9 protein-coding genes are annotated in these 9,321 nt (G+C 47.8%); 2 read left to right on the top strand and 7 right to left on the bottom strand.

The annotated features are described in order from the left end of the window. Window positions 1-93: 93 nt before the first annotated feature. Window positions 94-1,035 carry a DUF2628 domain-containing protein gene (locus GY683_RS04245; RefSeq protein WP_297287562.1) on the top strand — a complete coding sequence of 314 codons (942 nt, stop codon included), beginning with the start codon at window positions 94-96 and terminating at the stop codon, window positions 1,033-1,035. 1 nt (window position 1,036) lies between these two features. Beyond that, on the top strand, window positions 1,037-1,768 hold the full coding sequence (locus tag GY683_RS04240; RefSeq protein ID WP_297287561.1) for a TraX family protein: 732 nt from the start codon (window positions 1,037-1,039) through the stop codon (window positions 1,766-1,768). Here the strand turns inward: GY683_RS04240 and GY683_RS04235 are convergent, their stop codons facing one another. The 7 genes from GY683_RS04235 to dapD all read right to left on the bottom strand — a co-directional run bounded on the left by GY683_RS04235 (window position 1,769) and on the right by dapD (window position 9,246). Continuing rightward, a complete protein-coding gene (locus tag GY683_RS04235) occupies window positions 1,769-4,051 on the bottom strand; it encodes a primosomal protein N' (protein ID WP_297287560.1) in 2,283 nt (760 codons plus the stop codon). It lies immediately after the preceding gene. A gap of 43 nt (window positions 4,052-4,094) precedes the next feature. Then, window positions 4,095-4,478 carry a RidA family protein gene (locus GY683_RS04230; protein ID WP_297287559.1) on the bottom strand — a complete coding sequence of 128 codons (384 nt, stop codon included), beginning with the start codon at window positions 4,476-4,478 and terminating at the stop codon, window positions 4,095-4,097. 47 nt (window positions 4,479-4,525) lie between these two features. Further along, the gene (locus GY683_RS04225; protein WP_063514467.1) at window positions 4,526-4,705 is read right to left on the bottom strand and encodes a hypothetical protein; all 180 of its coding nucleotides are present in this window, start codon (window positions 4,703-4,705) and stop codon (window positions 4,526-4,528) included. 97 nt (window positions 4,706-4,802) lie between these two features. After that, complete coding sequence (locus GY683_RS04220; RefSeq protein ID WP_297287558.1) at window positions 4,803-7,004, bottom strand: HD domain-containing protein; 2,202 nt, start codon at window positions 7,002-7,004, stop codon at window positions 4,803-4,805. Window positions 7,005-7,236: 232 nt separating this feature from the next. Further along, window positions 7,237-7,506: a DNA-directed RNA polymerase subunit omega gene (gene rpoZ, locus GY683_RS04215; protein WP_036361719.1), complete on the bottom strand. Its 270-nt coding sequence runs from the start codon at window positions 7,504-7,506 to the stop codon at window positions 7,237-7,239. 87 nt (window positions 7,507-7,593) lie between these two features. Beyond that, window positions 7,594-8,313: a 7-carboxy-7-deazaguanine synthase QueE gene (gene queE / locus GY683_RS04210; protein WP_297287557.1), complete on the bottom strand. Its 720-nt coding sequence runs from the start codon at window positions 8,311-8,313 to the stop codon at window positions 7,594-7,596. 114 nt (window positions 8,314-8,427) lie between these two features. Beyond that, the gene (dapD, locus tag GY683_RS04205) at window positions 8,428-9,246 is read right to left on the bottom strand and encodes a 2,3,4,5-tetrahydropyridine-2,6-dicarboxylate N-succinyltransferase (protein WP_297287556.1); all 819 of its coding nucleotides are present in this window, start codon (window positions 9,244-9,246) and stop codon (window positions 8,428-8,430) included. Window positions 9,247-9,321 lie beyond the last annotated feature (75 nt).

The raw sequence follows: 9,321 nt of genomic DNA, 5'->3' as shown, positions 1-9,321 counted from the left end.
GTATTATTGGCAAAAAAGTCGTAAAATGATAGGTTAAACTTGGTAATTATAAGCCAAGCTAACCATAACCGCAAACGATTTTATGATAGATGTATGATTCGCCTACCATTTTTAGAAGATGCTACGCCGCCGCCATTTTATCAGGCGCATCTGACGCCTAATGAGCGCACTCAGCTTGATAAATGGTTCATCGGGCTGCGTTCTCAAAAATACTACCTAAAGCGCTTCGAGGAATTCGATCGTGCTGGCAAGCTGCATGCGCGTTGGCATTGGGCGGCGTTCTTTTGTACCTTTGGGTGGCTGCTTTATCGCAAGCGTTATCTAGACTGCGTGGTCTACTGCGTGGCGGGCTGGTCGTTCATTAAGGTGAATATTGCCATTATTCTGGCGGTATTTGAATTTACAGTGATTGGGTTTTTGCCCGAAGAGTATCAAATGTGGGCGCGCGTCATCGTGGGTGGCTCTGTTTGGCTGTTCTGGGCGTCCATGGTGGCCAGATGGGCAGATGCGTACTATTATCGCATGGCGCGCCGAGAGATCGCTGATGTGTTGGACTTTTATCCGCGCAATCAAGAATCTCAAAAAGCCCACCTAAAGCGTGAGGGTGGCACTAGCCTTGTGGGCATGAGTATCGCCTTTGCCATATTTGGAGTGATGCTCTCAATCATCATCGGTCAGTTCGTTCCGATCATCGCCATGCAAAAAGAACAAGAAGTCATTTTTGAAAGCTATCGTTCTGCCAGCGCTGTACAAAAACGTGTCGCAGCGATCTACGATGCCAGCCATCAATGCCCTGTTAATCTGCCCGTCTCTGCTGACAATCAGCGCGTCTCCATGGTGGTAACAGATCGCGTGGCAGGCGTGCAGACGGATTGTGCAATTGTCGCCACTGTATCTGGTGCGACTTATCCGGTGCGTTACCTAAATGGTGAAACCTTAGTCATCTATCACACCAAGAATGACCAAGGACAGCACATATGGCGATGTCAAACATCGCTAAACAAAAAGCGCCACCCAAAAAGCTGTGTTGGTTAGTATGTCAGATAAACCATCTGGCGGATTAAATGCCTTTGTGATTAAGTGCCTTGCCATGTTGGCGATGACACTTGATCATGTGGCGTGGGCGTTTTTGGACGTGAATAGTCATCTGTCCGAATGGCTGCACTTCATTGGCCGTATGGTTGCGCCCATCATGGTCTATCTGCTGGTGGTGGGGTATTATCACACGCATGATGTCATGGCTTATGCTAGGCGGCTATTGGTCTTTGCGCTGATCGCGCAACTGCCTTATTGGATGTTTAGCCTGTCCATTGAATCGATATTGCAGGGCATGCCATGGCAGGATTATGGACATGGTAACGTACTATTTACCTTGTTTTGTGCGTTAATGGCGCTCATCGTCTATCATAGCTCTCACAGCACAATCGTTAAACTTGTGTTGATTGTGCTAATGTATCCTGTCGTGCAGTTATTTGATTATGGATTTGCCTTGGTGGCGATGGCGCTGTTGTTTGCGTATTTTTTTCATGACACAAGAAAACCCATCATCGCCTACGTGCTGGCTTGCCCTGCGTTTTATGTGTTGACCTACGGGTTTGAGCGGACGGTGGGTCTTGGCTACATGCATTTTGGCATGCTGCTGGCTGCTGTGATGATTTATTATTTTAATGGCAAAAAAGGATCAAGCTTCGGCGGTAGGTATTTGTTTTATTGGTTTTATCCGGTGCATTTGCTGATCATCGCACTGCTGGCTTATGCCTTGGGGTGATTACCAACCCATTGGGTCGATGTCGAGAGTGGCTTTGACACCTTTAACGCTTGGTAGATTGAGCATATGTTGCCAATGCTCTGATAGGACGCCATGAAGTGTCTTTCGGTCTTTTGCGAGTAATAACAACTGCGTGTGATGGCGGTTGTTTTTTTTGCTCATGGGCGCATCGATGGCGCCGCTCTTGGCAAGATTTGGCGTGTCGGGCAGCTCTCTTGCGATTTGGCTGATGGCGTCGCGGGCGCGAGTCTGATCGTGACTTTCTACGCGAATCAGTGCGGCATGAGTGTATGGTGGCAAGCCTAAAAGTTGACGCTCCTTTAAGAGTGTGTCAGCGAATGCCAGATAGCCGTGCTTGATGAGAGTCAGCAGCAGGGCGTTATCAGGTTGGCGAGTCTGAATGATGACGTTGCCAGGCTTGTGGGAGCGCCCTGCACGCCCTGCGACCTGAATGATGCGCTGGGCGGTATGCTCTGGCGAGCGAAAATCAGGCGACAAAAACCCCAAATCCGCATCAACCACGACCACCAGCGTTACATTGGGGAAGTGATGCCCCTTGGCGATCATCTGTGTCCCGACCAATATCGCAGGCTCGCCTGTCAGGATTTGTTGATACATCGCCTCCCAAGCGCCTTTTTTGCGCATGGTGTCGCGGTCAATCTGCCAAATGGGGTAAGTTTGATGGTTCGTCTGTGGATTGCCAAATAGAGCGTGTAGCTGCTCGGACAGCTTGCTCGTGCCTAGCCCTAATGTCTGCAGGTTGCGACTATTACAATTTGGGCAGGTCTGTGGTTCGTGCGTCTGATGACCGCAGTGATGGCATTTTAAGTGGTTGAACGGACGCTTATGCACCGTCAGATGCGCATCGCAGTGCGGACAATCCGCCTGCCAACCACAAGCATCACACATCAAGATGGGTGCGTAGCCACGACGATTCAAAAAAATCAACACCTGCTCACCAAGCTCAAGGCAACGCCTGATATACAGAATGCTGTCATCAGACAATAGAGTCTCTTGTGGTGTGCCGTCAGTCTGCACGATCGAGTGAGTGCCAAGACGAATATCAACCAAGCGCATGGTAGCCTCTGTGGCGACCCCTGCGCGCGTGGGTAGCTTGTACTCTGTGAGCTTACCATCTTTGGAGAGCTTTAGCTGCTCAAGGCTGGGTGTGGCGGTGCCTAGAATCGTTGGGATCTTATGGTGAAAACCACGCCATAAAGCAACATCAGAAGCATGATAACGAAGATGGTCTTGCTGCTTATAAGAGCTGTCATGTGCTTCATCGATGATGATAAGACCGAGATTGGCAAAGGGGTAGAGGATGCTTGATCGCGTGCCAATGATGATCTGAGCGCGCCCTGAGTTGCAATCTTGCCAGCCCTCTAGGCGTTCACCATCATTCATGCCAGAATGCAGCACGCAAATCTGAGCATCAAAACGCGAGCTAAATCGTGCCTTGGTCTGTGGGGTTAGCCCGATTTCGGGGACTAAGATCAGCACTTGCTTGCCCAGCTGTAGTGCATACCACATCGCATGTAGATACACTTCTGTCTTGCCCGAGCCTGTGATGCCATTTAATAACACACCCTGATAAACGCCATCATCGATGGCTGAGCGAATACCATCAAATGCCAACTGCTGCTTGACATTTAAAGTGAGCGGTTCACCCAGTAGGGCAGGCGCTTTGGGCGGGGGTGTCTCATCTCGTGTGAGAATGAATGAACGAATCAGCCCTTTGTCTTTTAGGGTGTTTAACTGGGCTTTGGTGGCGCCTAGCTGTAGCAGCTCCGCCTCGTTAATACTGGGCGTGCTGTCTTTGATGGTGTTAAAAATATGCCATTGTTTTTTGGCGGTTTTACTGATATTGGCTGTGACAAAATCATCATCCATCGCCGCATCAGCCAGCTGCCAGAAGGTGAGTTTTTGCGTGAGGGATTTACCTTGATTGATCAAGCTTGGCAGCATCACAGACAGGGTGTCGCCCAGTGGATAATGGTAATAGGTAGAGAGCCAATTTGCCAAATCAAGCAATGCATCATCTAAGATGGCATGATCGTCTAAGCGCTCGTGAATGGCTTTTAACTTATGGTGTGGGACGTCGGTATCCGATGGGTCGATGTGCGCAATGACAATGCCAACCAAGTCTTGGCGTCCAAAAGGCGCACGCACGCGCGAACCGATGGGTGGTAAATTGCCATCGATAAGGTGGTCATTGGGACATAGGTAGTCAAACAGCCGATACAAGGGGGTCGGCAGGGCGATGCGCAGTAGGGTGTGATGCATAAAACAAAGGCTTGGCGATGACCAAGCCTGATGTTATCTTAGGTTAAGCGTCTAGATGTAGGATGGCTTCGATTTCAACCACGCCGCCTTTTGGTAGAGCAGCCACCTGAACCGCGGCACGCGCAGGATAAGGCGAGCTTAGTCTGTCGTTAAATACTTCGTTCAGCACAGCAAAATCATTCAAATCAGTCAAAGATACGTTAAATTTAACTGTGTCATTCAATGAGCCACCCGCAGCCTTGGCGATGGCTGCTAGATTATCAAAAGCCTGCTCAGCTTGCGCGCGAAAGCCGTCTTTTAGTTCCATTGACTTAGGATCTAGGCCTAACTGACCTGAGATGTAGACGGTGCTGCCTACTTTCACTGCTTGGGAGTATGTGCCAACTGCTGCTGGTGCATCATCTGTATGAATGATTTGTTTTGCCATGAGATGTCCTTGATTTTTAATAATTTATGAGCAATCAATCGGGATAATTAGGCTTTGGTGCGCCCAAAATAAGCAACCAACTTATCAAACAAGCTCATCGCAGGCTTGTCCGTATAGACGATATTGCCCGCCACATTGTCAGCAGTCTTAGGTAGGATATTTGGTTCGCATTTACCCAAAAAATGCGCCGCTTCTGCTTTAGAATTAAGATCGATATTACAGCACATAATACACCTTCTGTATGGTTAATTACTTATCTTTATCATAAATCAATTGCCACCTGTAATTCAAGTGGTTTTTGAATATTGTCCAAAAAAGCCTAAATTACTGGTATAAGCGCATGATGTTCGGATAACCTAGAATCTGACGCAATCTTTGGATACCTTCTTCCAGGTGGGTTCGTGAGCGCACGACCACATTTAAGGTGGTGGTGCCGACTTTACTGTTCTTGTCTTTATCATCGGCTTTGACAGAAGTATTCTCAACGCCGATGTTAAGTGCGCGCAGCTCGTAGATCGCCTGACTGATCTGTTCTTCGTTGAGCATCGCGAACACTCGCAAAGTCGCTGAGAAATGCAGCTGGTGCGCATTATGATCGATCTTCACGCCATCTTTCCAGTGAACTTGGATGATCTGGTAGGGGTTGTCTGCGCGGATGGCATTTAGCGAGTAGCATTTGTGGCGGTGGATCACCAAGCCTTGACGTGCTGACAGATGCCCCACGATATGGTCGCCATAGATGGGGTTGCAGCATTTGGCAAAGGTGAGCTCCACGCCTTTTACGCCTGCGATCAGGTGCTTGGATTGGGTGATCTCATTGCCATCAGCGATGTCTACTTCTTCGCTAAATAGTCGAGACACCACCAGCTGAGCCAATAGCGAGCCAGTCGCAATCTGCAAAAATATCTCACGCTGATCGGACGCGCCACGCCACGCCAAGATATCAGACCATTTGTGTTCGGTGATGTCATCAATCGACTTGTCATAGGCGCTTAGGGCGCGCGTTAGGGCTTCTTTGCCTGCGTGTTCTTTTTGATCTTCTGGCAGGTGTTTTAGGAATTTTAGAATTTCGCTACGTGCTTTGTTGGTGGCGACGAAGCCCAGCCAGTCAGCTCTTGGCATGGCGTTCTTGTCTGTGTCAATATGCACCGAGTCACCATCGACCAGTACCAATCCCAATTTACCATGCTCACCGTTGATGTCTGCACCTGTGGCGATGTTGCCGATGGCAGGACCGACCGCATAGGCGAAGTCTAGCGCCGTGGCACCGCGCGGCAGCTCGTAAGCGCGGCCTTGCGGGCTGTAGCAGACGATCTTGCGTTCATGTAGGTAATTGAGTAGCTCGTTAATGATGGCGACAGAGCGCTCCGTGTCTTCTTGGCTGTCTTGGCCGGATTTGCTGTTTGCCAGATCGCGCATGTTGCGAAGACTTGCTTGGATGACCGATTGGCTGATGTCACCTTTGTCGTTGCTGATGATGCCAAGACGGGCAGCTTCTTGCATGCGTTTGGTAAGTAGGGTGATTTTGATGTGATTATAATCACGCTCATAGATCAGCGTTAGTGATTGATTGCCGCCCGCTTGAGGTTTGCGGATGTTATCACGAATCTGGTCGTTGCTGATTTCGTATTTTTGCACCAAATAGAACGCCAATTTATCGCACGATTCGATGTCGTCTAGCACCACTTCAAAGTCGTATTGGCGAATGAGTCGGTTAATCTCGCCGCGGTTTTTGAAGAATTGGCGATACATTGAGGTGCGATTGTCAAGCACCTGAACGTGACCGCTTAGGTTTAGATGGCTAAGTAGATTCTGCAGATAGGTACTGATTTCGATTTTTTGAAAGTTGCGCCCAAGCCCGTGCTGTAGTAGCTTATCGGTGAACTTGGTGTACATCTCGGGGTTTAGGTTGCGATAACACAGCAGCTCAATGTAGTCGGCGATGTCGTTCAATCCCATGATGCGCGCGAACGGAATATAAAAATCAAGCGTCTCGCTGGCGGTGCGTTTCTGTTTCTCTTCGCTGACAGCGTCAAGGGTTGACATGTTGTGCAGTCGGTCGGAGAGTTTGATGATTAGGACGCGCGGATCGATGAGTGTTGCGGTTAGAATCTTATGGAATGTCGCAGCTTGGCTTTGCTGCTTATTCATGCTTGATGATTTAAGCTTAGTTACGCCATCTACCAAGCGTGATACCGTCTCGCCAAATTCTTGCGTGAGTAGCTCATCCGTCACGTCGGTATCTTCGACCGTATCGTGCAAGATGGCAGCGATGATGGTATCGCGATCTAGGCGAAAGCCTGCCAAGATCTCAGCCACCGCGATTGGATGGGTGATGTACGGCTCGCCTGATTTTCGCTTGTCCTTGATGTGTGCCACATCGCCAAAATGGCAGGCGCGCAGGATGTCTTGACGTTCTACCTTATCCAAATAACTCACCGAGCGCATCAAGCTGTCACGTGATTCATCAACCAAGGGATGGCTTAAATGGGTGGGGATGTCATGCGGGCGGTAGTTGGCTAGCATAGGTACTCTTAACTCGTAAACAAAAGGGCGCAGACGCGACCTTAAAACTATTATAAATATCAAGTATTGACCATATTGTCAATAGCTTGATTTATTGATTTTTATCATTGTGGCATTCAGCTTATTAATGAATGTCCAGCGGGTGTGATAAATGATTGATTTATCATTAAAAAAACCGCATTTTGATGATGCGGTTTTTGATTTTTAATTAAATCAATCGTTGTGATTAAAATTAAAAATCAGCAGGAGTCAGCTTGGAAAAATCCATCAGCTCAGGAACTTTGATGACGATTTCTTCTTCTGGCTCATCTAAGATGTCGCGCGTTACGTTGCCGGCAGCGATTTCGCGCAGGGAAAGCACGGTTGGCTTATCGTTATCAACCGCAACAGTAGGCTCAGCGCTACCCTTGGCAAGCTGACGGGCACGTTTGCTTGCCACTAAAATTAGCTCAAAGCGATTATCAACATTATCAAGACAATCTTCAATGGTCACTCGTGCCATGGTTACTCTCTTTTAATTGGATGAATTTGGAAAAATAAGCGCTTATTGTATCAAATTCAATTCAGCTTTTAAAGTATTTTGTCAGGCTTATTTGCCCTTAGCGTCCGCCCAGATGATTTTGTGCAGTTGCAATTGAAAACGCACAGGCAAACCGTCCGCCAATATCCATTCGGCAAGCTCTACCGCCAAATTTGGCACGTCCGATTTACGCTCGTCTATGTTAAACATGGGCGAAAACCACACCACACCGCATTTTTTATCAAGCTCGTATTTTTGTAGCATTTCTTTTGCCCAGTCATAATCGGCACGGTCGGCAATGACGATTTTGATTTGGTCATTGTTGGTGAGATATTCTAAATTCTTCCACAGATTTTTACCCACTTCGCCCGATGACGGGCTTTTTAGATCCATTACCTTTGACACCGCTACTGGCACGTCCTTGACCGACAACGCCCCTGCGGTTTCTAGTGAAATCTCATAGCCATTATCAAGGAGTAATTTCATCAAGGCAATGGCGTTGGGCTGGGCAAGTGGCTCACCCCCTGTTAGGCAAATGCGTTTGCAGGGGTATTGTTTGATATATTCCAAAATCGTATCAAGTCCCCAACGCTCGCCCCCTGTAAATGAATAAGTCGTGTCGCAATAGACACAGCGGAGCGGACAACCTGTCAGGCGAATAAAAATGGTCGGCAAACCCATCGCTAAGGCTTCACCTTGCAAGGAATAAAAAATCTCCGTCAAACGAAGACCTGCGGACGGGTCGGTGGTGGGGATAAAGGTATTGCGTAAACGGGTGGAATTTGGCATTGATATTAAAATTGGCAAAACTTAATATTATAAGGGATTTTTATGATTAATGCTATGAACTCTATAAAAAACCGCCCTTAAAAAAGGACGGCTTTAATTTTTAAATCTTAAAAATTACTCGGTGCGAAGCAAGTCGTTTAGGCTGGTCTTAGCGCGAGTTTGAGCATCTACTTTTTTGACGATGATGGCAGCGTATAGACTGTATTTTCCGCATGGGCTTGGCAAGTTACCTGGTACGACAACTGAACCTGCTGGCACACGTCCGTAGTGGATTTCACCTGTTTCACGGTCGTAGATTTTGGTGGATTGACCGATATACACACCCATTGAGATGACCGAGCCTTCTTCAACAATCACGCCTTCCACGATTTCAGAACGAGCACCGATAAAGCAGTTATCTTCAATGATGGTCGGGTTTGCTTGTAGGGGTTCTAGCACACCACCGATACCCACACCGCCTGATAGATGGACGTTTTTGCCGATTTGGGCACATGAGCCAACGGTCGCCCAAGTATCCACCATGGTGCCTTCGTCCACATACGCACCGATGTTGGTATAAGACGGCATTAGCACGACATTTTTGGCAACGAATGAGCCTTTACGAGCCACTGCAGGCGGAACGACACGCACGCCTGCGTTTTTGAAATCTTCTTCTGTCCAATCGGTAAATTTGGTATCTACTTTATCAAAAAAACGTAAATCGCAAGACTCAATCGGCTTGTTGTCATTGATTTTAAAAGACAGCAGTACCGCTTTTTTGACCCATTGATGAACTACCCATTCGCCGTCAATTTTTTCGGCAACACGAAGTGAACCATTATCAAGACCTGCAAGCACTTCTTCAACGGCTGAACGCACGTCAGCAGGGCAGTCGCTCGCCCCAAAATTGGCACGGTTGTCAAAGGCGGTTTCGATGATGTTTTGTAAAGACATAACAATTTCCTAAGTGAAGTAAAAAACGCTTTATTCTAGCACAATTTAAACTGATTTTATTGAGATTTTTGATTG

Source organism: Moraxella sp. (assembly GCF_024227015.1).
Lineage (GTDB): Bacteria > Pseudomonadota > Gammaproteobacteria > Pseudomonadales > Moraxellaceae > Moraxella.
Note: the sequence above shows the minus strand (reverse complement) of the source record. Positions and strands in the feature narration are given on the sequence as shown.

What these genes read in the sequence shown, in the direction of transcription:
- GY683_RS04225 (WP_063514467.1), bottom strand. Translation starts at nt 4,705, where the DNA reads ATGTGCTGTAATATCGATCTTAATTCTAAAGCAGAAGCGGCGCATTTT.
- GY683_RS04230 (WP_297287559.1), bottom strand. Translation starts at nt 4,478, where the DNA reads ATGGCAAAACAAATCATTCATACAGATGATGCACCAGCAGCAGTTGGC.
- rpoZ (WP_036361719.1), bottom strand. Translation starts at nt 7,506, where the DNA reads ATGGCACGAGTGACCATTGAAGATTGTCTTGATAATGTTGATAATCGC.
- GY683_RS04235 (WP_297287560.1), bottom strand. Translation starts at nt 4,051, where the DNA reads ATGCATCACACCCTACTGCGCATCGCCCTGCCGACCCCCTTGTATCGG.
- dapD (WP_297287556.1), bottom strand. Translation starts at nt 9,246, where the DNA reads ATGTCTTTACAAAACATCATCGAAACCGCCTTTGACAACCGTGCCAAT.
- GY683_RS04220 (WP_297287558.1), bottom strand. Translation starts at nt 7,004, where the DNA reads ATGCTAGCCAACTACCGCCCGCATGACATCCCCACCCATTTAAGCCAT.
- GY683_RS04240 (WP_297287561.1), top strand. Translation starts at nt 1,037, where the DNA reads ATGTCAGATAAACCATCTGGCGGATTAAATGCCTTTGTGATTAAGTGC.
- GY683_RS04245 (WP_297287562.1), top strand. Translation starts at nt 94, where the DNA reads ATGATTCGCCTACCATTTTTAGAAGATGCTACGCCGCCGCCATTTTAT.
- queE (WP_297287557.1), bottom strand. Translation starts at nt 8,313, where the DNA reads ATGCCAAATTCCACCCGTTTACGCAATACCTTTATCCCCACCACCGAC.